General features: G+C 54.3%; 14 protein-coding genes. All 14 read right to left on the reverse strand.

Annotation, left to right across the window (positions count from 1 at the left end; translation table 11 throughout):
- Positions 1 to 61: 61 nt before the first annotated feature.
- The 14 genes from AB1I67_RS01985 to AB1I67_RS02050 all read right to left on the reverse strand — a co-directional run bounded on the left by AB1I67_RS01985 (position 62) and on the right by AB1I67_RS02050 (position 25912).
- Complete coding sequence (locus tag AB1I67_RS01985; protein ID WP_367028145.1) at positions 62 to 1666, reverse strand: FGGY-family carbohydrate kinase; 1605 nt, start codon at positions 1664 to 1666, stop codon at positions 62 to 64.
- A 41-nt stretch (positions 1667 to 1707) separates the two neighbouring features.
- Positions 1708 to 3201, reverse strand: a complete 1494-nt coding sequence (gene araA, locus AB1I67_RS01990) for an L-arabinose isomerase (protein ID WP_367028146.1) — start codon at positions 3199 to 3201, stop codon at positions 1708 to 1710.
- A gap of 73 nt (positions 3202 to 3274) precedes the next feature.
- Entirely contained in the window at positions 3275 to 3541 is a 267-nt protein-coding gene (locus AB1I67_RS01995) for a hypothetical protein (RefSeq protein WP_367028147.1), read from the reverse strand.
- Entirely contained in the window at positions 3528 to 4643 is a 1116-nt protein-coding gene (locus tag AB1I67_RS02000) for a GntR family transcriptional regulator (RefSeq protein WP_367028148.1), read from the reverse strand. Before AB1I67_RS02000 ends, AB1I67_RS01995 begins: the two co-directional genes overlap by 14 nt.
- A gap of 18 nt (positions 4644 to 4661) precedes the next feature.
- On the reverse strand, positions 4662 to 5828 hold the full coding sequence (mmsB, locus tag AB1I67_RS02005; protein WP_367028149.1) for a multiple monosaccharide ABC transporter permease: 1167 nt from the start codon (positions 5826 to 5828) through the stop codon (positions 4662 to 4664).
- 1 nt (position 5829) lies between these two features.
- Positions 5830 to 7377, reverse strand: coding sequence for a multiple monosaccharide ABC transporter ATP-binding protein (gene mmsA / locus AB1I67_RS02010; protein ID WP_367028150.1), 1548 nt, complete (start codon positions 7375 to 7377; stop codon positions 5830 to 5832).
- A gap of 115 nt (positions 7378 to 7492) precedes the next feature.
- Entirely contained in the window at positions 7493 to 8671 is a 1179-nt protein-coding gene (chvE, locus tag AB1I67_RS02015) for a multiple monosaccharide ABC transporter substrate-binding protein (protein WP_367028151.1), read from the reverse strand.
- Between the two features lie 394 nt (positions 8672 to 9065).
- A complete protein-coding gene (locus AB1I67_RS02020; protein WP_367028152.1) occupies positions 9066 to 9887 on the reverse strand; it encodes a mechanosensitive ion channel domain-containing protein in 822 nt (273 codons plus the stop codon).
- A gap of 49 nt (positions 9888 to 9936) precedes the next feature.
- Positions 9937 to 11508 (reverse strand): AAA family ATPase, encoded by a 1572-nt coding sequence (locus AB1I67_RS02025; protein WP_367028153.1) that lies wholly within the window; start codon positions 11506 to 11508, stop codon positions 9937 to 9939.
- Entirely contained in the window at positions 11505 to 12827 is a 1323-nt protein-coding gene (locus AB1I67_RS02030; protein ID WP_367028154.1) for a VWA-like domain-containing protein, read from the reverse strand. Before AB1I67_RS02030 ends, AB1I67_RS02025 begins: the two co-directional genes overlap by 4 nt.
- Before the next feature lie 42 nt (positions 12828 to 12869).
- Positions 12870 to 13889 (reverse strand): leucine-rich repeat protein, encoded by a 1020-nt coding sequence (locus AB1I67_RS02035; RefSeq protein ID WP_367028155.1) that lies wholly within the window; start codon positions 13887 to 13889, stop codon positions 12870 to 12872.
- Positions 13890 to 13976: 87 nt separating this feature from the next.
- Complete coding sequence (locus AB1I67_RS02040) at positions 13977 to 15260, reverse strand: GHKL domain-containing protein (protein ID WP_367028156.1); 1284 nt, start codon at positions 15258 to 15260, stop codon at positions 13977 to 13979.
- A gap of 12 nt (positions 15261 to 15272) precedes the next feature.
- Positions 15273 to 16466 (reverse strand): GHKL domain-containing protein, encoded by a 1194-nt coding sequence (locus tag AB1I67_RS02045; protein WP_367028157.1) that lies wholly within the window; start codon positions 16464 to 16466, stop codon positions 15273 to 15275.
- 194 nt (positions 16467 to 16660) lie between these two features.
- Positions 16661 to 25912, reverse strand: a complete 9252-nt coding sequence (locus AB1I67_RS02050; protein WP_367028158.1) for a SpaA isopeptide-forming pilin-related protein — start codon at positions 25910 to 25912, stop codon at positions 16661 to 16663.
- Positions 25913 to 25927: the final 15 nt, after the last annotated feature.

A 25927-nucleotide genomic window follows, 5' to 3' on the forward strand; every position in this document is an offset into this window, starting at 1 on the left:
GTTTGCCGCGTCTGTAACATCACAACTACCGCCAGGCACCGTCCGTCTCAGCCGGCATTCATCAAAGCGTGTCAACCGCCGCCCGCTCGATGGCAAGCCCGCCGCGGTACCGCTCCATAAATGCCTCAAAGCCAGCCACATCCGCTGCATCCGGCTCCATCCGGCTGCCCTTCTGCCCGGCAAATACCTTGTCTGCCAGATATCCTGCAAGGGTCTCGTCCGCGCCTTTCTGCACCATATAAGCCGCCAGCAGCGCGATCCCCCATGCGCCGCCCTCGCCTGCCGTCTCCATCACGGACACCGGCACACCGGCTGCAGCCGCCATGATACTTTGGCCCACGCCTTTCGTCTTGAACAGCCCGCCGTGTCCAAGGAGCACGTCCAGCTTCACATCTTCTTCCTTAAAAAGGATATCCAGACCGGTCTTCAGCGCGCCCAGGGATGTATACAGATGGGTCCTCATAAAGTTCGCCAGGTTAAATGCGCTGTCCGGCTTTCTCACGAAAAGGGGACGTCCTTCCTCAAAACCGGTGATATGCTCCCCGGAGAAATAGTTGTACGCCAGCAGTCCGCCGCAGTCCTTATCTCCCTCCAGCGCCTTGTTGTACAGGGTGCCAAAGAGCCGGTTCATATCCACGTCCATGCCCATGGCTTCGGAAAATTCCTTAAAGATCCCTACCCACGCATTGAGGTCCGAGGTACAGTTGTTGCAGTGCACCATGCCTACCAGGTCTCCTGCCGGCGTGGTCACCAGATCGATCTCCGGATGAACCTTCTTAAGTCCATGCTCCAAAACAACCATGGCAAATACGCTGGTCCCGGCGGACACATTGCCGGTCCTGACCGCAACGCTGTTCGTCGCCGTCATTCCGGTTCCCGCATCGCCCTCCGGCGGGCACATGGGAATGCCTGCTTTTAAGTTCCCGCTCACATCCAGAAGCTTCGCGCCTTCCTCCGTCAGCACGCCCGCATCCTGCCCGGCGGTCAGGGCCTTCGGCAGGATATCGCGCAGCTTCCACGGGAAATGCTTCTCTTCCACCAGCTTGTCAAACTGCTCCACACATCTCTGGTCAAAGTCCTTCGCAGCCGGGTCCACCGGGAACATCCCGGCTACATCTCCGATCCCCAGAACCTTCTGACCGGTCAGCTTCCAGTGTACATAGCCCTCCAGCGTGATCATATAGTCGATATCCGGAACATGGGCCTCGCCGTTTAAGATGGCCTGGTACAGGTGGGCAATGCTCCACCGCTGCGGGACCGGATAGCCAAACAGCTCCGTCAATTTCTCCGACGCCTCGCCCGTGATGGTATTGCGCCAGGTGCGGAACGGTACCAGGATATCGCCCGCCTTATCAAACACCATGTACCCGTGCATCATGGCGCTGATGCCGATGGCGCCGATCGTAACAAGGGCCTCATCGTACTGCCGCTCCACATCCTCCACCAGATCCCGGAATGCATCCTGCAGCCCCGCCCAGACCGCATCCAGAGAATAGGTCCAGATCCCGTCCACCAGCTGGTTCTCCCAGTCATGGCTTCCCGAAGCGACCGGGGTATGGTCCTCCCCGATCAGGACCGCCTTGATCCTGGTCGATCCCAGCTCAATGCCAAGAGCGGTCTTTCCCTCCCGGATCTGCCGCTTGATATCATTTCGATCAACTTCCATTGTAACCTCCTGTCTCTGCCGCTGTCCTACGGCAGCTATGCTTACCGGTAAACCACCGAGTTCCACATCAGTTCATTTTTCAGCCCGCGGATCGTGGTGTCATTGTCGATATACACCGCCTCGATCCCCATAGCTGCCGCCCAGTCGCCCATCTGCTCTGCGGTCAGGTCATAGGAAAATGCTGTGTGATGGGCGCCGCCCGCAATGATCCAGCTCTCCGCTCCGGTCGCCAGGTTTGGACGCGGAGTCCAGAATGCGGTCGCTACCGGCAGCTTCGGCATGGGCTTCTCCACCTTCTTGCAGTCCACTTCATTGATGATCAGGCGGAAACGATTGCCCAGATCGATCAGGGAGGTAGCCACTGCCGGCCCGGTCTTGGAGGTAAACACCAGTCTGGCCGGGTCTTCCCTGTCACCCATGGACAGCGGGCAGACCTTGATGCCGATCGGTCCTTCGGAGATGGTCGGGCAGACTTCCAGCATATGGGCCTGAAGGATGCCTTCCTTGCCCGGAACCAGGTTGTAGGTGTAATCCTCCATAAAGGAAGTTCCCTTTGCGTCCTTCATGCCAGAGGTCATCAGCTTCATCAGGCGTACCATGGCTGCGGTCTTCCAGTCCCCCTCGCCGCCGAAACCATAGCCTTTCTCCATCAGACGTTGGATCGCAAGCCCCGGAAGCTGCTTTAAGGAGCCAAGATCCCCGAAGTGAGTGACGATGGCCTGATAGTTCTTCTCCTTCAAAAACTTCTCAAAGCCGATCTCGATACCGGCCTGGACAGCCACATGGCTGCGGAACTCTTTTTCGTCCCTGCCTTCCAACAGGATATCATATCTGCTGTAATACTCCTCCACCAGGGTCTCGATGTCCCCGGCAGACACATCCTTCACATATTCGGCGATCTCGTTCACCGGATATGCGTCGATCTCCCAGCCGAATTTGATCTGGGCTTCCACCTTGTCGCCCTCGGTCACCGCCACATTGCGCATATTGTCAGCAATACGCACCACGCGGATATGGCTGCTCTCCATGATGCCAATGGCGGTCCTCATCCAGTCGGCGATCCGCTTCTGCACAGCTGGATCATCCCAGTGGCCCATGACCACCTTCCGCTCGATCCCCATACGGCTCACGATATGACCATACTCCCGGTCACCGTGGGCGGACTGGTTCTCGTTCATGAAATCCATGTCGATGGTATCGTAGGGGATCTCCTGATTGAACTGGGTGTGCAGGTGCATCAGTGGCTTTCTGTACTCCTGAAGCCCCAGGATCCAGGACTTGGCCGGTGAGAAGGTATGCATCCAGGTGATCACGCCCGCGCACTCCTCGTCCCCGTTGGCCTCGTTGAACAGGCGGCGGATCGAGGTGTTGTCGATCAGCGTCGGCTTCCACACCAGCTCAAAAGGCAGCACTCCCGACTCATTTAATCTTGCCACGATTATCCTGGAATGCTCTGCCACATTGGCAAGGCACTCGTCGCCATATAGATCCTGCGAACCGGTCGCGAACCAAAATTTGTAATTTTTACCGTCCATAATATTATACACTCCTTTTTATGATCTGTCTTTGATTTTCAGTCATTTTGTCGCCCTTTTTCAAGGGGCCATGTCAGTCCTCGAAATCATCCTCGCTCTGCCACGGGCGTAAAAACTCACCCCTGGCCAATTTTTTCAAGGACCATCCGGCCAGAGCCAGTCCGATACAGAAAAACAACACCATGCTGACGATCAGCACGATCTGCCTTGCCCCCGTGTATCTGCGTACCTCCTCGATCAGTCCCCAGGATAAATATACCAGATAGCTTCCTGCGATCAGGCGCAGGACCAGGATGATCTGCGCCGGGCGCGTTATCTTCTTTTTCTTAATATCTTCCACTACGTCCTGCCGCCTCCGTTTCTATGATCCTGACGGAATCCCGCTCGATCACTTCCGAGTCAAACAGGTAATTGCCGTCAAAATAAGGGTTCTCTATCATCTTTATCATGTTTTCCGCTGCTTTTTTTCCCAGGGCGTCCATGGGATGGGGGAAGGAAGTGACCTGCACCTCCCCAAACGCCGCCAGGTCCGAATTGTCAATGCTGACGATGGATAAGTCCTCCGGGATCCGGATGCCTTTTTTTGCGCAGATCCCCGTCAGGATATGGGCCACCTCATCGTTATAGCATACCAGCCCGGTGCAGCCCTCCAGACGGTACAGCAGATAATCCGGCCACTGTTCCAGGTTGTTAATATCCTCCGTGGCAAGCCACACTACCTTCTTCCCGTCCACCTTAAGGCCCGCTTCCTGGAGCCCCCGGACGTACCCCGCATACCGCAGGTGTCCCTGTCCGTCGTCGCATTTGAAGACTCCGCCGATCCTGCGGTGTCCCGCATGGATCAGGTATTCCGCCGCCTTCTGCCCAACGCTTCGGTCATCCAGCGCCACACAGGGCAGATCAAGCTCCGGATAGCTGCAGTTGAAAAACAGGATCGGGATCTGCTGTTCCATCAGTTTCTTATAATAATGCAGATTGGGATTGGGCAGGGCGCTCCTTGCCGGCTCCACGATCAGTCCGTCGATACCGCCCTTTTCCAGGATAGAATCCAGGATATCGCACTCCCGGTCGATCCGGTTCCCCGTGAAGGCTACCTGCATGGTGTAACCGGCTTTTGAGAGCACACGCTCGATCCCTCTCATCACAGGAGGAAATATGTAGCTGTCCACATAGGTACTGATCACCGCGATATTTTTGTAGGATTTCTGCCTGACGGCCCTGACCGTCTCACCAACATAAGTACCGCTCCCCCGGACACGGCGCACCAGCTTCTGCTGCTCCAAGAGATCCACCGCGTGGCGCACGGTCTGACGGCTTAAGTCAAACTGCGCCGCCAGCTCATTCTCCGAAGGAAGCTTATCCCCCATGGCAAATGTCCCGTTATTGATATTCTCCAGCACCCAGTTTACGACTGCTTTATATTTTGGTTCCTGTCCCTGCATCTGTTTTTTATCTCCTTGTTATTTCTTTCTCTTTGATAACAAGTCTACCGTAACAGCGCCCAAAAGTACAGCACCTTTCACGATTTTCTGGATATCTGTGGACCACCCGTAAAGGGACATTCCGTTGTTTAAGATACCCATGATAAATGCCCCGACCACCGCTCCGATGATCGTACCAACGCCGCCGGTCGTTGCCGCGCCGCCGATGTAACAGGACGCGATCGCATCCATCTCAAACTGGTCGCCCGCCTTCGGCGTGGCAGAGGCGTTTCGTGCGGAGAGGACGATGCCTGCCACTGCGCACAGGATACCCATATTGGTGTATACCCAGAAGAACACCTTTTCCGTATTGATGCCGGAAAGCTTGGCTGCCTTCGCATTGCCGCCCAGCGCATAGATCTGGCGTCCGGCAACGGTCTTGCTGGTGATGAAATGGTACAGCGCCACCAGCGCGCCCATGATGACCAGCACGAACGGGATTCCGTTATAGCGGGCCAGCTTGTAGAAGAAGAACCAGATGATCAGCAGGATCACCGCCTCCTTCGCAACGGTCTGCCACAGCGGGTTGACCGGGAATCCGTATTTTTTCTTGGTGCGGATCGACTTAAGCTCGGACAGCACCACCAGGACAGAGGCCGCTGCCGCCACGGCGATACAGACCAGATCCAGCGTGCCGTTTCCAAAGGGAACCTTGACGGTGGGAAGGAAGCCTGCGCCTATGTAGGAATAGCTTGCGGAAAACGGGCCTTTTGTCTGTGCCTTTAAGAGGGTGTAGGTAAGTCCGCGCCCCATCAGCATGGTTGCCAGGGTAACGATAAACGGCGGGATCGCCAGCTTCGACACGAAGAAACCGACGAACATACCGGACAGGGTACCGATCGCCAGGGCTGCCAGGATCGCCACCCACATGTTGGTCTTGTAGTCTACCATCATGATGCCGACTACCGCGCCGCAGAGGGCAACCACCGAGCCAACTCCCAGGTCGATGTTGCCGGTCAGTACGCAGAGCAGCATACCCACTGCCAGGATCACAACGTATCCGTTCTGCATGATCAGGTTGTTGATGTTGGCGGGGGACATGTTCTTTCCGCCGGTCATGACGGCAAATATCAGGAATACTGCGATCAGCGCCAGCAGCATACCGTACTGTTTCATATCAATATTAACTGTTTTCTTCTTATCCATCTCACTCATCCTTTCCATTATCCTGCATAATGCACTTCATGATCCGCTCCTGGGATACTTCATCCTTTGACAGCTCCCCGGTGATCTTGCCCTCATTGATGACATAGATCCGGTCGCAGGTGCCGATAACCTCCTGAAGCTCGGAGGAGATCACGATGACCGCCTTGCCCGCTTTTGCCAGGTCATTGATCACGCAGTAAATCTCATATTTGGCGCCCACGTCGATGCCGCGGGTCGGCTCATCCAGGATCAGCACGTCCGGCTGCGTCAGCATCCATTTGGCTAACACCACCTTCTGCTGGTTTCCTCCTGATAAGGAGCCTACCGTCTGATTGATGGAATTTGATTTGATATTGATCCTCTTTTTGTATTCTTCTGCCGATACGATCTCGTCATTGCTGTTTACCACGCCGTTTTTGGAGAAAAAGTTGCGCAGCGCTGCCAGCGTCATATTCCCCCTGATACTTTCGATCAGCACCAGGCCGTAGTTCTTCCGGTCCTCTGAAACGTAGGCCAGTTTGTTGTTGATGGCGTCGCGGACGTCCTTTAAGTGGACCTCTTTCCCGTTGATCTTCACCTGGCCGCTGATCTTCTGCCCGTAGGATCTTCCAAACAGGCTCATGGCAAGCTCGGTCCGCCCCGCTCCCATCAGGCCCGCAAAGCCTACAACCTCTCCCGCCTTTACATGGAAACTCACATCCCGGATCATCTGGCGGTCCGGGTCGTCCGGATGATAGACATTCCAGTTGTTGACCTCAAAGATCGTATCCCCGATCGCGCACTTGCGCTCCGGGTAACGGTTGGTCAGCTCACGTCCCACCATGCCTTTGATGATCCGGTCCTCGCTGATATCGTCCTTTTCTTTGTCCAGGGTCTCGATGGTCTTCCCATCCCGGATCACGGTGATGGAATCCGCCACATAGCTGATCTCGTTTAACTTGTGGGAGATGATGATGCAGGTAATGCCATGTTTCTTTAAATCCAGCATGATCTCCAAAAGCCTCTGGCTCTCCTCGTCATTTAAAGCCGCGGTCGGCTCGTCCAGGATCAGGAGCTCTACCTTTTTTGCCATGGCCTTGGCGATCTCGATCAGCTGCTGTTTGCCCACGCCCAGGCTGCTGACCGGCGCATTTAAGTTCTCGTTCTCCAGGCCCACCCTGGCAAGCATCTCCTGCGCGTGCTTGTGGGTCTTCGTCCAGTCGATCACGCCCTTTACCGAGGTCTGCTCGTTCCCCAGGAATACATTTTCCGAAACGGACATGTACGGGCTTAAGGCAAGCTCCTGGTGGATGATGACGATCCCCTTCGCTTCACTCTGCTTAATGCTGTGGAACTGGCACACATTGCCGTTGTAGACAATATCGCCGGTGTAGCTGCCGTAAGGCCAGACTCCCGAGAGCACATTCATCAGGGTGGACTTGCCTGCTCCGTTTTCCCCGCAGAGCGCATGGATCTCGCCGCGCTTCACCTTGATGTTCACATCATCCAGCGCCTTCACTCCGGAAAACTCCTTCGTGATGTGATTCATCTCCAAGATATAATCGGACATCTTCTCAACTCCTTCTCTTTATTTTCAACAGAAAGTCCTGCACGCAAAACCCCTGTATCCTCCGTACTATGAAACAGGCGGCGGTACCTACGCCGCCGCCTGTCCATACGTTTTATTACTGTGCCAGCTGTTCCTCTGTGTAGTAACCGCCTTCCACAATGATCTCTTTATAGTTGTCTTTATCTACTGCAACCGGGGTGCACAGATAGGACGGAACCACGATCTTGCCGTTGTTGTACTGCTCGGTATCGTTGATCTCCGGCTCAGCTCCCTCAAGAACTGCCTGTACCATGGTTACGCACTTCTCAGCCAGGAGACGGGTGTCCTTGTAGATGGACATGGTCTGATAACCGGAAATGATGTTCTTGGTTGCCATCAGCTCAGCGTCCTGACCTGTGATCAGCGGCCAGTCCTCGCCAACCTTGTAGCCTGCGCCTTCAAGAGCTGCTTTACATCCATATGCGAAACCGTCAAATGCGCTTGCGCAGATATCCAGCTTCTTGTCTGCATAGAAACCGGTCAGATAGTTCTCACAGTTCTGCTGTGCGGTCTCCTGGGACCATCTCAAGATACAGGTATCTTCAAAGGAAGTTCTGCCGGACTCACATACCAGAGTGCCGTCATCCAGATACGGCTGGAGCACTTCCATCAGGCCGTTGTACAGAAACAGTGCGTTGTTGTCATCCGGTGAGCCCATGAAGAACTCGATGGTGTAGGACTTGCCTTCTGCTTTGGCCTTGTCCAGTTCTTTCTTTTCTTTTATGTACTCGCCGATGGCGGTTCCAACACCCTTGTTATCGAAGGTTGCATAGTAGGATACTGCATCGGTGTCCATCAGAAGACGGTCGTAAGCAATGATCGGGATGCCTGCGTTCTTGGCCTGCTCCTCCACGTTTACCAGTACGGAAGAGTCGATGGATGCGATAACCAGGCAGTTTACGCCGGATGCGATCATGTTCTCGATCTGAGAAACCTGCATCTGCACGTCATCCTCAGCGTACTGAAGATCTACTTCATAGCCAAGCCCTTCAAGCTGCTTCTTCATGTTGGCGCCGTCGTTGATCCAGCGCTCAGAGGACTGGGTCGGCATCGCCACGCCAACCTTGCCGCCTTCGGTGGTTGCCTTCGCCGCTTCTGTTGCCGCTGCTGCCGCCGTGGTGTCTCCCGCCGCTGCCGGAGCCTCGGTTGCAGGTGCCGCTGCCGTCGTAGCCGCTGTCTGTGAACCGCCGCAGCCTGCAAGCAGTGCTGCTGTCATTGCTGTTCCGAGGATGATACTGAGAATTCTTCGTTTCATGATTTTCCCTCCCAGGATATATATTTTTGTATATACAACTTGCACGACTGTGCAATTTTGTACGAACGTGAATGCGCGCAATTATTTATGTATTTTTTGTCATATTTTGCGCACAATACCTATTAACACTAACTTTCATTCTGCCGTTTTGTTATTATTGCTTATATCCGTTCTGTTTTTGATAATACAACTATACATTTTTCTCTATCATTTGTCAATACTGTTTTGTACTTTTTATTAATATTTTTTATAGTTGTACATACATGTTTGCAGAGAACAATAGCGGCAGCCTGGAAATTTGCCTGGCTGCCGCTATTGTTTATTTCTGATGTTTTATCTCTGATCGATCCCTTCCCCGTTCCAATTCAATCCCCCGGAGTTCCGTCAGCCCGTCTCATCCCCGCTCGTTCCGTATGGTAACTTCCATCTGGTTGAACGGGATCTCGATGCCGGCCCGGTCAAATTCTTCTTTGATGCTCTCGGTGACAGCCCAGCGCACGGTCCAGTAATCCGACGTCTTCGTCCAGCCCCTGCCTCCGATCACAACCGCGCTGTCCGCCAACTCTCCCACATATACCGTGATCCCGTCTTCCTTCAGGATCAGAGGATGGCTCTCGTAGATATGGCGGATGATCTCTTTTGCCTTCTTCATATCAGAAGAATATCCGATCCCCACCTCGATATCCACCCGCCGCTTTTCCTGGGCTGTCACATTGACCACAGCTCCATTGGAAATGCTGCCGTTGGGGATCGTGATCTTCTTGTTGTCCACAGTCACAAGGGTTGTGTAGACAAGCCCCACATTCTCCACCGTTCCCTCCATGCCGTCGTAGATAATATAATCCTTCACGCCAAAGGGACGCATCAGCATGATCAATATCCCGCCCGCCACATTTGCCAGGCTGCCCTGAAGGGACAGGCCCACGGCAATACCGGCAGAACCAAGCAGGGCGATGATCGACGCCGACGGTATGCCGATCTGATCCGCAGCAATAAAGATCGTCAGGGCATATATCCCCGCATCTGCTACGGATATGAGGAACCTGGCAACGCTTAAGTCCAGCTCCGTCCGCTCAAAGGTCTTTTTCAGTATCCGCCGGACGATCCGCACCACCCGGGTGCCAATAAACAGGATCACCGCAGCGATCAGCAGCCGGTATCCAAATCTCATCAGCCCCGGCGTCCAGCTCTTCATTGTCGTCAACACTTCTTCCATCTGTTTATCCTCCCATACTTATGCCTCTCCGGCAGGCCGGCTTCACGCCTCACGCCTGTCTGTCAAGCAGCCTTCCAAGCTCCCGCTCCTCCTCTGAAAACAGCAGCTCCTTATTGTACCGGTAATACCGGTCGCAGTCATATTCCTGCAAAAATTCCACACTGTAAAATCCGGTGTTCAGCTCTGTGACGAACAGTACCATCTCCTGGCTGTTCCCAAATGCCGCTTCCATGAAATCAAAGCCATGCTCCAGCATCTTTCCTGCTTCGTCCACCAGGTTCTCGTATCCGTCGCTGTCTGCGCCAAACCTGCCGCGGAGAAACTGCTTTGCCTCCTCCTCCGTGCGGATGTCCTGTCTGCGAAGCTCCTGCAGATCTGCCTCCAGCTTTGCAGTCACTGCCCGGTCAAGACGCAGCTCTCTTCTGGACAACAGCCCGTTTTCCCGACTCTTCTCCCAGGTTTCCCGGAAGGAATCGATCCTTCGGGCGAATTCCTGCATAAAATGCGCGGAGGCGGCGCTGCTCTTTTCCATACCTGCTCCCGGCATCATGCCATCCTGCGCCGCATCTGCCTCCTGCGGCGCGCCTGTCTCCAACACCTTCCGCAGCACATCCATCCGCCGCTCCAGCATCTCCCCGGTCTCACTGACCTGGCGGAACTTTCCGTTCAAGCCGGAGAGCAGCAGGCCGACCACACTGATCCGCTCATCGAAAGGCGCCCGTTCCAGCTTGTCCACTGCCGCCTCGGAGATCTCTCCCGCCAGCACCCGCTCCACCTGATAGTCATCCTGGTACTTGTAATAAAGCTCCAGATAATTGGCAAAATCCTTCGCTATCTTCGGAAACTGGATATATTCAGCCACCAGCTCCCGGTCCACTTTCTTCTCCAGCGTTTCATACACCTGGATCAGCTGCGATAAGTCCTCCCAGCCGCGGGGCGTGGCAAACAGCTTGCCGTCCACTGTGGTCTCGATCCGGCAGAAGTTCTCCCGCCGTACATTCAAATAGGCGCGGACAGCCGGATGGATATCCGCCTGCACCGCATATTCCTTCCACACTCCAAAATCCGGTTCCACATCGATGCGGCGGATCCGGTCCATGGTCACGATATCAAACTCCCGGACAGACTTGTTGTATTCCGGCGGGTTCCCTGCCGCCACGATGATCCAGCCATCGGGGATTTTGTGGTTCCCGAATGTTTTCCCCTGCAAAAACTGCAGCATGGTGGGCGCCAGGGTTTCCGACACGCAGTTGATCTCGTCGATAAACAAGATCCCTTCCGGAAGGCCCGTCTGTTCAATCTTCTCATAAACGGATGCCACGATCTCGCTCATGGTGTATTCCGTCACCGCATATTCCCTTCCCCCATACTGTCTGTGCTGGATAAACGGCAGGCCGATGGCGCTCTGCCTGGTGTGATGGGTGATGGTATAGGCCACCAGCCCGATCCGGCATTCCCGGGAAATCTGCTCCATGATCTGGGTTTTTCCCACGCCGGGAGGCCCGATCAGCAGTACCGGCCTCTGACGGATGGAAGGGATCGTGTACATCCCGTATTCGTCCCTCTGCAGATATGCCGCAATGGTGTCCTTGATCTCCTGTTTTGCTCGTTTTATATTCATTCTGTCATAATCTCCTCAGTCTCCAGTATCAGCTTCATCGCCCAGGCCGGCACGGAAATATCCGTGTACTGGTCCTTGACAAAAACAAAAGCTGTATCATAAACCGGACGCTTTACCGGGTAGATCCCCTCCCCGTCCGTAAAATAGATCAATCCCTTCAGGCGGTGGAACGCCCCCTGCTTCACCATATGGTCCACATGCTCAAAGGCCGGCCGAAAATCCGTCCCGCCCTGCCCGATGATGGTAAAGTCCTCCATGTAGCGTTCCATCTCCTCCCGGCTGGTGATCAGCCGGTCATCCTGCACCTGTTCATCACACTGGATGATGTGGATGCAGGTCTTTTTAAAATAGCTGTCCGCCTCGCTGAGCACATCATAGGTCTCCTCCAGGAATCTGCGGACCAGGTCACCAGAACAGGACATGGACGTGTCGATCACGATCACAAAATCCTCCACCCGGCTGATCTCCCTGGACTCCAGCGGTTCCACCAGCGGCATATTCCCGTACAGGGACAGGCCGTAAGTGTAAAACACATAGTCGAAGGAATCCTCATCCACCTGCATCTCCTCCCGGAGGACCGAAAATTTCCGCAGGAACCGCCTATAGTCATACCGCTCCCGGTTCTCCACCTGCACCTGCTCCAGCAGGCTTTTGGACTCCTCGTCCTGCTGGTTGCCCATGGTCTCCATCTCGGTCTGTACCTTATCCCGGTTGTCGCTCCACTGGTTCTGCCGGATCATGGCTGTCTGGGGCGCATCCGGCGGCAGCTCCCAGTACTGGTGGTCGTCCACATAGTATTCCGCCTCCAGCCGGTCCCGCTGCGTTTCCGTCAGATCCATCCCCGACAGGACCCGGTACACCCCTTCCGCATTCAGCACCGAAAGCTTCCCGCGCAGCCGTCCGTACCAGTCCCGCCTAAACGGGGTCAGCGGCACATGGACGCATTTTAAGTAAAGCCCGTCGATCACCGACTCTGCGGCAATGTCACACGACAGGTTCCACATCCGCACATCCCGTCCGCCGCGCATATCCATATGGCAGAACAGGCAGTGAAATACCATGTGTAAGTACGAGCGGTTCACAAAGACCCTTCCCCGCCGGTACAGACTGCCCAGATAGTCCGGATGATAGTAGATCAGAAAGCCGTCCGTTCCCAGCCCCCGGCACTCCGGGTCCGCCTCAAACCCCAGGCTGCTCAGAGAAATATCCAGATAGCGCATGTTTAAGTACAGCTCATTTCTGGAATTTGACAGGACCCGGGTGCACAGCTCCACCATATTTAGTTCTTCTAACTGCCGGTGTCTCACCGGATCGATCATCGTCCCACCGCCTTTTGCTGCCGATGGCAGCTATTATTCACTCTATAATTCAAATCTTTTCTTTCTCCTTCTCTGCTGACCGGGGAGGCCTTCCTCTCCCGTGCCGGTACAGGCTGCGCCGGTCTGCATCAGGTGCCGGTAATCCATCAGCCAGCTGACCATCTCCGTATCGCCCGCCTGCTGCGCCATGGATATCAGAGTCTCTAACTGCATCCCCAAGGTCTTTTCAGGAGACAGCACCGATTCCACCAGCCATGGCAAGCCGCCCGGCTCCAGATTCGTCACCGCGCCGCGGTTCCAGCCATCCGCCCCTATGAGAAGCCTCCCTGCGGTCTGCCAGTGCTCCCGCACATAGTCCAGATACATCACCCTGTGCGCTTCGGACAGCCCCGCAGAAAACAGCAGCCGCCCCAGCGCCAGCTCCGTCACCAGCTCCTCCGGCTCCTGCACTTTGGCATGGGGGAACAGTTCATCATAGCTTAAATACTGGAACTGCCGGTTGGCGAAACAGTACCGGTAACGGTGCCCGCAGCCATGAGTCTCGATAAACAGGATCCTGGCAGGAGTATTTTCCACCGATTCCTCGAAGTATTCCGGAAAGATCAGCCTGGCTTCCGCCAGATCCCCAGCCCGGCCCGCGCCGTCCTCCGTCCAATGCATATCCCGGCCTGCTCCGCTCTCCGCCGGCCTTAACCGCACCCGCAATGTCTGGCGCAGCTCCGAGAGCATGTCCTGAAAACAGGATTTCTCCCCCTCAAATTCCGTGATATCCAAAAGCTCCACACTCCGCACTCCGGCAAACAGCCCCGCTCCCAGATCCGTCACCCGGCTGTAACAGTAAATGCGGCGCAGCTTATCACATTCATAAAAGCCGTAAGCGCCTATCTTTTTTAAATTCGGCGGCAGATGGACTTCCTCCACATCACTGCCTGACAGCACATAAGCGCCCAGTTCCGTTACCGGGCAGCCTTCCAGCTCCTCAGGTACGGAAACGACCGCTCCCACTTCCTCTATTTTGTCGATCCGGGCTTCCCGCCCGGTTATGGTATACTTTAATTCCATAATCACCTGCATTTACTTTTATTCATTCTATCTTATCATAACCCGGATCACTGTCTGTCATCCCGGAAAACCCTCTGAACGCTGTCATTATATCCGGATCCTTACATAAAACCACTCGTCTTCCACGCCGTATTCCAGCGTCCCCTTCCACTGCCCCACCAGACCAGCCAGGCTCCTGATACCAAGTCCGCGCCCTTCTCTGTCTCCCAGGACAGGAGGGTTCGCCCCACGAAGATACCGGTCCTCTTCCGAAAAAACATTACGGATCTCAAGCAATGTCTCTTTCCCATCCTGGCGTCCGACTACATGAAGCCGTCTGCGGTCCGGCATTTCCAGGCTTTTGCTGGCACAGACGGCATTCTCCAGAATATTTCCCAGTACCATAGCGATCCCCCAGTCATTGCCGCCCAGATCATCCGGCAGCAGCTCCAGCTCCACGGTCATCTGGATCTGCTGAGACTCTGCCAGCCGTACATAATGTGAGATCACCCCATTGATCGGGATATTCCTGCAATAACGGTTTATCTGCGCCATGTCAGGCATGTCCATCATCTCCGCCAGCGTCCGCTCCACACCCTCGTAATCCTGCTCAGCCATCATGCCTCTCAGCATCCGGACAAAATGACGGCTGTCATGGTTATATTCCGCAATCCTGCGCTCAGCCCGGCGCATCTGGTCAACCTCCATCTTCAATGCTTCCATACAGACCCCGAGAACATTCTGATCCCGGTCTTCCAATTCTTTCTGCTTCAGCCTTCCCAGCATCTGAAACATCAGTATGATCAGAAGATAGATCGTAAAAAGATAGGCTAACGGCATCATATAATGAAGGGCCGTGACATCCGGACGCTTCAAGCAGTCAAACAGCAGGTATACCCCGCAGTAAAACATGACCAGGACTATGGTGATCTGCCCCCATTCCGCCCGGTATATCTGCTGAAGCTTACGATAGGACGGCAGCAGAAAACGTATCAGCAGGAAAAGCAGCAGCACATGGCAGACGATCTCTGCCGCAAATACCACCGCGGTCACAGCATTCACCGAAAGGAGGATCTTGGCCATCATATCGCCGCACATGATATAGCTTCCTCCGAGGAAAGCCGTAAACACTGCCCGCCCGTCCCGGTATTGTGAAACGATCAGTTCACCGCTTATGCTGACCAGGCTGGCGATCACCATGGTAAACCGCCAGGTATACCCCATCCCGGATAGCCGGTAACGCAAAAATTCCAGCATAAACACCAGGATATAGGTAACTGACAGTACGGCTGCGGTGATCCACAAGCTGTAACGTCTTTTTGTAAAGACCAGCATGAACGCGGCCAAAAAAAAATGGGAAATCCCATAAACAACCAGTAATTGCAGGCTCATGAGCAATCTCCTTTATATCAATATCCGGGCAAAAAACTCTCCCCGTTGGACGCCGCAGCTGAACGTTACCTGATTTTTCTCAGCAAAATATGCAACACTGTGCATGCCGATCCCGTGACCCTCTCCTCTTTGCGACACCGGCAGCCCGGTCTCCGGATCGAAAACAATCTTCTTCCCGCAGGTGTTTCTGATCTCGATCAGCACCTGCCCATGCCTCTGCCGGGCCGTCACCCGGATACGTCTGAGAGCATCCTTTTCCGTTCCCTCACATGCCCGGATCGCATTGTCCAGCAGGTTGCCGACGACCACCGCCAGCTGCCAGTCGTTGACCCGCAGTTTTTCCGGAAGCTCCAGCCGGGCTGCGAACTCAATCTCTTTGGAGGCCGCCTCCGCCGCATAGGACACCAGGACGCCGTTGACCGCCGCATTGTGCGTATAACGGACCGGACAGGATACCATTGTCATCTCCTGCATCTCTTCCAACATCTGATTGATCCCGTCATAATCCTTTTTCTCCATCAGGCCCTGCATGATCCGGATCAGGCGCTGTTTATCTCGGACATGGTCTGTGATCTTGCTCTCCGTCTCCCTCATCTCGTCCAGTTCATGCCTCAGCGCACGGATACCCGCTTTCAATATCTCCCGTTCCCGCACAGTCTGCTGTTCCCGGTACAGCTTTCCGATCATCCGGAATACCAGGATATAGGCGATATACATGGTCGCCAGAAAAAACATCACCGCCAGCATCGCTTTCATAGGTTTGCCGCTTCCCTTGGCGACCAGATCCAGCCCCTGGGCAGATATATAGAAGAGCGAAGGCATCAGGCACATGTTCATCCATTCACCCCTGCCCTCCCTCTGGATTTCCAAATAAACAGGGCGCAGCAGATAGATCAGCATCCACAATAAAGCGGCATTCATCAAAATCTCATAGACCACCGATGCCTGCATCCACTCCGTCAAAACATACATATAGACGCTGCTCATCACTCCCGGGAGCACGTAGTTGCTGGACATCAGCCCCGTAAACAATGCGCGGAAATCCCGGTATTCCGAGATCAATAGCGTGACACTCTGCAGGATCAGGATCTGAAGTATCACAATGATCGAATATGCCTGTTCGCTGCTGTCAAGAAAATCATGCAGGATCTCAAGCCCTGACAGCATGGCAAATGCTGCCAGCAGGATTCCAACGGTCTTTCTCATGGAGTATCGCCGCTGTGTGAACGCCAGTAAAAAACACATCATGCTGAAATGGGAAATACAATAACATATAACTCGGAATTCGTCCATACTCATCCCCTTTTATTCCTATAACATTAAAATCATACCATAATTCCACAGCATTGAAAAGAGCCGCCGCACAGGCGGTTGCCCGCCCGGCAGTGGCTCCTGCTGCACTACATTATTTCATCATCCTTTTTCCGCCGTCTCAAGAACATGGCTCCCACCAGGGACCCCAGCAGGGCAACCGCCTGCAGGGCGGCCGGAATGCCGCTGTTTCCTGTCTTTGGAAGCGCCAGCGGTACTTCTTCATCCTCAATGGGGATCATGAAGCGTCCAAGAGGCACATCGTTTTCATTGATCGTCACCAGCATCTCACCGTTTGGATCTGGTACCGGCAGTCCATCTCCCGGTCCTCCCGGGCTTGTGGAGCCTCCCGGTGTGTTCGAACCGCCACCGCCGCCTCCACCGCCGCCGCTGTTTCTGCTGTTTATGATCACGATCTCTGACTCTGCATCTGCCGGTTCCCGGTTCGGCACAGCCAGGAGTCCGGTATTCACCGTCTCTCCATCCTGCGTGATCCTCACCACAAATGTTGTCATCTTATTGAGTCCATATCCGGAAGGCGCTTTTATCTCTGCGATCCGGTAGGTCCCATACGGAACATCCCGGAACATAAAGCTTCCGTCAGCCCCGGAGACTGCCGTCCTGCCGTCGTACAGATTGGCCTCCACAAATTCCGTGACATCCGCTGCAAACAGCCCTATGACAGCTCCTGCAAGAGGCGCTTTTCTGTTCGTCAGCTTCAGCCCTTCAATGTTCCCGCGCTTTAAAGTGTTGACGATCGGTTGCCCGCTCACCTGGATCTCCGCAGTGGTATCCATGCCGGCCTGAACCGATACCCGGTACTCCGTATCATCCTTCGTGTATGCTTCGGACGGAGCTTTATCCTCTTTTACCACGTATTCTCCAACCGGTACTCCGGCAAAAACAAAACTGCCGTTCTCTGCACTTACCGCCGTGCGGTACTGCACCTTCCCGTCTTCTGAATACAGGCCAAACTCCGCGCCCTTTAAGGCTAAGCCGCTGTCACTGACCTTCTGCCCTGCAATATCATAGCGCTTCAGGCTGTTGTGGAACTGGAGCGTATCATGCTCCGGATCAGCATCCTCACCGTCATACTCTGTCAAAAGCTGCGCCTTGTCGCTGCTCTGTGTCAGCTCTACCCTGCGCGGTTCCGTACCGGCATACAGGCTGTAGTCCGGTCCGTCTACCTCTGTCACAATATAAGTTCCCACCGGCAGTCCGCTGAGCTTCACTCTGCCGTCCTCATCTGTCGTCACACGGATGCCGCCGTCTGCGGTCATGTTTTCCGCTTCCGCCGCTTCCCCGTTGATCCTGAGAGTCGGGATATCTGCGATCTTCTTCGCACTGTCCGCAACCGCATCCCTGCCTGTGATCTCAAATACAAATCCTGTGCCGGGCTTTTTCTCCTCTGCCATGGCCAGGTCGTCCGGCCTGGATGTCTCGATGGTCTTTTCCAGCGTAAATCCGCCGAGGGCAAGCCTGTTGTAGAAGGCTGTATCTGCGTCATTCCCACTGTTGGAGATGATGACAGCGCCAAGCTCCTGCACGGTCTCATGGTCCTCGCTGTGGATCGTAAACCGGTAGGCTTTCTGACTGCTCCCATCCATTTCCGCCTCGTAGCCGTCCGGGACCTTCGTCTCCTTCAGCCAGTAGGTTCCCTGGATCAGCCTCAGATCACCGCCTCCGTCCCGCTGTAAATATCTGACTCCGTTCACGGTCTGTTTCAGGCCGCTTCCGTTTTCCAGCGTATACACGCCGTCCCGGTCGCCGTCCTTTAGATATGCGACCGCCTCTGCCTCTGTGCAGTCTTCATCCGCATATACGGTGAATTCCGCCATGCCCGGCATCAGCTCTGCCACACCGCTCCCGTCATCCGACTTCTTGGTCAGCTGAACACTGCCCCATTTGTTGCTGTTGGTAAATACAATATCCTTAAGCGCCGCTTCCCCATCGGCATAGCCCCGGGTCACATGCGCTCCCTGCGCCGTTATGACTGCCCGGTACTGCATGGTGGACGGCACATAACCAGAAGGCGCTTTTATCTCTTTAATATAATAGGTTCCATATGGTACCTGTTCAAAGGCAAATCCACCCGAAGGAGCGGATGCATTGGAGCTGGTCGCCGTCATGACCCTGCTGTCCTCCGTGCAGCTTTCATCCGTATAAAGCCCGAACACCGCACCTTCCAGTCCAACCATCTCATTGTCTGCCGCGACCTTCCGGCCCTGTATGGTCCCCCGTTTCAAATGGTTCTTAAATACATCCACAGAAGCGCTTCCGCTCTCAGCCGCGCTTCCATCCTGGATCCAGCTCCACGCAAAGGACGGGTCAAAATTCCCCGTTTCCGTGTTATAGCTGAATCCGATCTTCACCTGACGCTTCGCATTGTCATCGTGGGCAGGCTGATAGCTGTAGCCGTCCGAATCCTCCACAAGCTCCTCTACCGTGTAGACGCCCGCAGGCAGTCCCGCCAGTATTGCAAGCCCGGTATCACCGGAAGTGATCACCACCCGCCTGTCTCCCGTCACAGGATCTGTCTCGACCAGGCGATCCAGATCTGTCCTTCCGACACGCTCCAGATAATCGATCAGATCCAGTCCTTCGCTGCTTCCCGGTACTCCCGGGTCCTCAACGGTCCCGCGGACTGCGAACCGGAAGCCTGCTCCTGCTTCAAACTTACTCTCCGCGCCGTTATAGGTCGGAAGCTCTTTCAGCTTTGCGACCTTCAGCTCTGCAAGGTTCCTGGTGTTGGCAAATACCTGCGGCTTTGCCGACGTGCTGTCATTTCCAATATACCACACCTGGTCCTGGGCTCCGCTTATGGTCAGCGGATGCAGCTTTAAAAGATTGGCCTCCGGCGTTCCTGTGATCAGGCTCCGGCCTGACAGCTTCCGTACATCCGGCTGATAGCCCGCCGGGGTTTTGGTCTCTGCCACTACATATTCGCCATATGCCAGCCAGAATGTCCCGCCCGCATGGTCATATTCCAGGTAAGGAAGACCTGCTCCGGTCCTGCCTGACGGCACCGTTTCATTCAGCTCATCTCCCGCCCCGTTTCTATTGTTCAGGATATAATGCCCAGGCTCATCGGGCGTTTCTGTCAGATACGCTACTTTGGTCCCCATAACAGGCGCTGCCGCGCTTCCCTCATTGGTATATACCGTGAATTCCGCGCCCGACAGCTTCACGGGATTTCCGTCGCTGTCTTTGTCTGCCGCCGATACTTTATCCAGCACAGCGGTTCCTCTTAAGCGTTCATTGACAAAGCTGTCCCTGACCGTTACTGTTTCGCCATGACTGCCAACCGTTACCTGGTGGCGCGTCCTGTTTTCAGCATAGCCTTCCGGCGTCTTCCCGTCTGCGGTGCCGTACTCGCCTACCCAGTAGGTCCCGTACGGTACATTTTCAAATCGGAAGTTTCCATCCGCATCGGTCACTGCCAGGTATTTCACCTCATCGGTGCCGCCTGCTCCGTCATTGCCTGTTACGGCGATCGGCTGCTTAGCATCCTCCGCCTCATACAGTGCGAAATAGATCCCTTCCAGCGGCACTTCAGTCGTTTCATTCACACCCGCTGCCTGGGCAACCTTGTGTCCGGTGATGGTTCCGGTCTTCCAGTTGTTGGTGATCCGGGCTCCGGTGACCACATCGTTCCCACTTTCATCCCGGGTCACTTCCACATGGACGCCGTCCGGCTCCGCTCCGGTCGCTGTATCCGCCACTATGATCTCTACCTTCGGGGTTCCGGTATCATCCGCCGTCACGATGATATCAAGAAGCTTTACTTCTGTCCTGCCGTCAAAACCCTGATATGCATCCTCTTTTGGTTTCTGCTCGTAGAGCGTGTAGGTTCCAACCGGAATATTCTCAATGCGGAAAGCGCCGTTTTCGCCGCTGTCCCCGCTGATGGTAAAATGCTGCTCTTTCCACGCCTCATGGCTGTTGGACGGATCGCCTTTTAATACAAAGGCGAAACCGTCGATCTTTACGTCCGGGCGGTAGGCATTTTCCTCTACCTGCTTTTTAAAGGTCAGCGCCGCCACCGTTCTCTGGATCCTGTTTGTCACAACACCTGCTGGCGACCCGCTGCTGTTCACCGCAGTGACTTTGCCATCGGTTATCTGTGCCGGAATAGCCTCATCCAGCAGGCTGTAGTCGCCGCTTGGCGCTTTCAGTTCTTTTATGGTGTAGTCGCCTTCCAGCAGCCAGCCCATACCGTCTCTGTCGGAGGTGTACGGAATGGCTCCGGACTGATCTGATCTCTCCGCCGTCAGGGTCCAGCCCCCGTTGGCCGCGGCAAGCTCTAAAGCCCGCCCGCCTGTGACGATCCGGTAATCTTTCTCGCTTTCATTGTATTCTGCAAAAGCGACCAGGCTTTCACCGTCATAGACGCCGAATACCGCGCCTTCCAACGCTGCGCCCGTGTCCGCATCTACCTTCGTGAAATGCAGGGTTCCGCGCTTCGGGATATTCATAAAGGTAATATCCGTATCAGCGCCGGTATTGGTATCAACTGCCGTTGCAGTCAATCGATGCTGCGTGTCTGTGCCAAACCAGACGGTTGTATCTCTTCCGGTTATGGTAAATGCAATCTCAAGCGCAGGTTCCCCGGTCCCCGGAATCTGGTAGGCATCGCTATCTTCGATTCCATTTTCCCTCAGGATATATTCTCCTGCCACCAGAGCCTTTTTCACATCAAGATCTTTCGCATCCTGGTATCTGCCATCTGCATCCGGCGCCGGGAACTTCCCTTCTGCATCAGTCTTCAGTGTAAGATACAACGCCCCCTTCGTAACGCCGCTGGCACTGTCTGATTTTGCCTGGTAGATCTCAAATACCGCGCCCTCCACCGGTTTTTCACTTGCCTTATAGCTTCCGTCTCCGGTCTGCTCGCCGCGGACCTTCTGAATCGCCACAAAACCATACTTCAAAACATTGGTCATAAGCGGCCTGTTGGCATCGGTAATGGCGAAATCTGCTGTTCCACCCGGTTTCAGGCCGTCTATATGCCAGCCGTTGCTGTCGGCGTCAAAAGCATTCTTGAAGAATCTGGAAACAGCATTGCCATCCACATAATTCTTTACAGTGACTTTTATACCTGCAGCAGTTGTTCCCGCAGTGTCTCCACTCACATCGCTCCCTTTTTCAACGGTGAGTATAAAGTGCGCCAGGCCAGCCAGATCATCCAGCTTCCCATCCACGGATTCTGCCATTTCCTGTACCTCGTAGGTTCCGTAGGGAAGTCCTGTGATGTTCAGGATGCCGTCTTTATCTATGGAGAAAACTTTTTCCTTCGTATACTGACCCGGGTTCTCTTCATCCTCAAACGGTCCATTTGCCAGATTTGCGATCGGAGTCTCTGTCTGGGTGACTTTGAACTTCGCCTCCATATCATCGCTGGTGATCACATCTCCGTTCTGGTCTACCTTTTTGAACCTGGCATCGGCTGTGATGACCTTGTTCTTTAGCGGCTGGCTTTCGCCCGCTGTGTTACGGTTTATCCGGTAGATTCCGCCATTAGCAGGATCTCCGTTGTCCGGTTTTCCGTTGGCCTCAGCAGGAATAACCGTTTTTGAATCCACTGCAAACTCCATATCCGCCATCTTCTGATAGCCATCCGGAACTTTCGTCTCGGACAGGGTATACTGGCCATACGGAACATTTTTAAAACTGATTTTTCCATCCGCATCCGTCGTGCACTTGAAGGTGTAACCAAGCGTCTTATGGGTCAGGGTGAACTCTGCTCCTGCCAGTGACCCAAGGCTGGCCTGCTGCCCGCCGCCGCCAAACACTGCTTCCTTGCTGCCCTCAATATCAGCCAGCTTCAGGCTGTTGTATGCCGCCAGGTCATTGGCTGCATTGTTTTTGTCAAAAACATCCGACTGATCCGTGGGTATATCTGACGGCTGCACGCCTAACAGGTTCTCAAACTTATCGTCTGAATAGTAAGTTACCACAGCAGCCGCTTTGTTTGGATCGGCCTCTACTTTTACATAGATGGACGGCAACTTACGCACAAGCCATTCATTGCCGGATCTGTAGGCGGCCGGTACGTCAATTTCATCCAGGCGGTATGTTCCAATCAGGATGTTATTAAAAGTAGCCAGCCCTTTTTCTCCGGTCGTTCTTGTATAGAAGTCCTTACTCTTATCCACCGGCACCGCTCCGTGCATCAGCTCCAGAGCCGTCAGTTTAAACTGAAATCCCGCCAGGCTTTGCTCATAGGAATACTGGCCTTCATTTGTATTCTGGCCGCCTGCCAGCTTAAGTACTTTTTTATCTACCTTAAATGATCCTGTTTTTGCCTGGTTCCAGAGCCCATATTTACCTCTATATATGGCGCTTCCATTTGTACTCTCCAGCTTTGCTTCTTCCTGCGCCGTGACAACCAGCCTTGCTTTCGCCGGATTCCCGGTCAGCTCCGGATATACGCCCGGGTACTCCGTTCCAGCCTTATCAACAAGTGTCGGCGCCTTTGTCTCTTTTACAATATAAGTACCCGTCAGCAGCTCATAAGCTTTGCCGTCTTTGCTCTGCGCCAGATAAGGGACTCCATCTTTGTTCACCGCAGCCGCCTTACCCTCGCAGAGCTTACAGCCGTCAATGGTTCCCATCGGCTTCAGCACGTATTTTCTGTCTGCTTCAGGCGCGTCTGCTTTCTCATCATAGATCAGCTCCGCAATCAGATCCTTACCTGTGCTGTCGTAGACATGGAACTCCGCATTATTCAGGTTCAGCTTGTTTGGATAGTTTTTGTCTACCTTTCTCAGATTGACGCCCCGGCGGACCGGCATATTCAGGAACAGGTCATCCGGATCCTGCGAAATCACCGGCTCACCCTGCGCATTGGTGGAGATCACTACGGTATCAGCCGGTTTGTAATCCGCACCTTCACCGCTGCCTGCCTGGATCTCAAACGGGCAGATCCCTCCATTCACACGGTAAGAACCATCCCCCGCCTTTACTTCCTGCAAATAATAGCTGCCAACCGGAAGCACCTTGCTGGTTGCTTTATTTCCATCTTTTACAGCGCTGCCATTCTGGTCAAAGCACTGATACTTCCCTGCATCCGCATCCAGCATGATAAAGCGACCGTCTTCATCCGTCTTTACATGCATCATCGGGGTTGTTTCCTGCGTACCATTCTTATCACGGTAAATGGCAAATACCGCTCCGCTTACAGGGACCGGGTTGCCATTTTTATCCAACTCCGCAGTCTCGCTGCCTGCTCCATTCTCAGAAGCCTCATACTTGCCGACCGCCTTATTGACCTGGACAAGTCCCCATTTCAGATTATTCTCCACGATCAAGCTGCCTGCATCGCCGAGATTGACCGTATAGGCGCTGTCGTCAAGAGAAACGGCTTCCGTATCGTCATACTCCCCTGCGGGCAGTGCAAACATACCCTTTTTATTGACAAGGATATAGATCGGATTCGCTGTGGACAGCAATCTGTCACCGTTGCCCTGCTCTGTCAGCTTGTAATAGCCATAATAGAACTCATTGAAACGGACAACGCCATCTTCCGAGGTGACTGTTGGCTGAACCTTGTAACTTTTGTACTCGTCAGCGCCGTCGCCCTGCGGCGCCATAACTACCGTATAATTGTCGTCTCCAGCATCACTAAAGCCGCCGGAACCGCGCCGGGAAACATCAAATGTTACGTCAAAGCCCGTCACCAGGTCGCCGTTCTGGTCCACTTTTTCAAAGGAACCGCTGCGGCGGATCGCCTCATTTGTGATCAGCCATGCGCCGCCTTCCTCAGCGATCTGACTTTCAATCGGTTCTTCATTACCGTTTTCGTCTGTCCTGGTCAGTTTTATGGTGTATTTATCATGCCCGACCGTATCTTTCACTGCGGTCACATACACCCGGATCGGCGCCGCCTTCTCATATCCTTTCGGAGTCGTCTCCTTCAGGAGATAATATCTGCCCTCTTTCAACGGATCCAGATCAGCCAGCTCCAGAATGCCTTCTTCATTGGTCGTCCCGGCATTCACCCGCTTGTTGTCCAGATACAATCCGAACTCTACGCCTGCAAGAGCCTGGTTGTTCTGACCAAGCTTTTTCAGTTTCAGGTCGTTGGTCGTGTTCTGGTGACCATTTGGAGAGTTTTTGATCCCCGTATTGACATAATTCTTATCCTTCTCGATCAGGATCTCCACCGGTTTGCCGTCAACCGTCAAGGTATCATCCTTCGGGAACCGGGTCCCCTCCTCCGGGCAAATGATCACATACCATTCTTTCTCTGTCCTGTCATAGCCCACCGGCGGAACGGCCTCCACCAGCTTATACATCTCATTGGCCCGCAGGAACATAAAGTTCAAAACGCCCCGGGCATTGGTGGTCCTGGTCTTTACAGAGGAGGTCTCTCTCCAGTTCTTAAGCTCCGTGCGGTCTGCCCCGAGATCTGCCGTCATCCGGGTCAGTTTAAACTCCGCGCCCTTCAAAGCCAGCGCATCCGTAGTGTCACTGGACTTGACCAAGCGCAGGAAGAACATGCCTTCCGCCTGTGCATAATCCTCGATCCGGAAGTCGTCTGCCTTGCTGTCTGTGGCCTCCTCAGAGCTGTCCTTCCATCCATCGCCCTCCGCCGTGATCCGGTTGGTCATCTCTGATGCGACCGCATCATCCACCAGGACCGTGTCAAAGGTGATCTTTAAAACGCTGTTTCTGTAGTCCTCCGGTATCTGGAAGCTGAACCCGGATTCGTCCGCAGTGAGGTCTGTAAGCGCCGCCGCGCCATCATAAGGCTTGCGGTTCTTTACGATCATCTGCTCCGAGCCAGGAACCGGTTCGCCCTTCGCATCCAGAGTAACTGTATAGATATTGATGGATGCATCCACCAGTTCAAAGCAGTCCTCCACCTGGTCGCTTATCTTTACGCCCAGCATATCCGCGCCGGTCCGATTTACATAAGCAGTCCAGTTGAAGTATGCCGCCTCGACCTCCTGGGTCTGCAGCACATCATTTTCATCATAGTACTGATAACTATATGTTTCGTATCTGCCGCCTGTCTTGCCATGATAGCTTCCTTCCTTGACAAGAGGCTTCGGCACAGCCTCATTCTCCGCTGTCACCCATCCGGTATCAACCGGGCGGCCGTCGATGGAACCATCCAGTTTTGCACGGTTTACCAGCTTCGTAACACGGTTGCTCTTTACCACCTCCCGGCGGAAATCCTCATCCAGGCTGGTGATAAAGGTGATCTCGTATTTGTGGTTGATCCGCTGTGCATTTCCTTCCTCATCTTTGAAGGTAAATGTCAAAGTATCCTTGCTGTATGGTTTCCCGTTATCTGCCGGAGCCGCGCCTTCAGTCACCTGTACCTCGATCTGCATCCCGTCTTCAAATAC

This window comes from Clostridium sp. AN503 (genome assembly GCF_040719375.1).
In the GTDB taxonomy this organism is placed as follows: domain Bacteria; phylum Bacillota; class Clostridia; order Lachnospirales; family Lachnospiraceae; genus Brotaphodocola.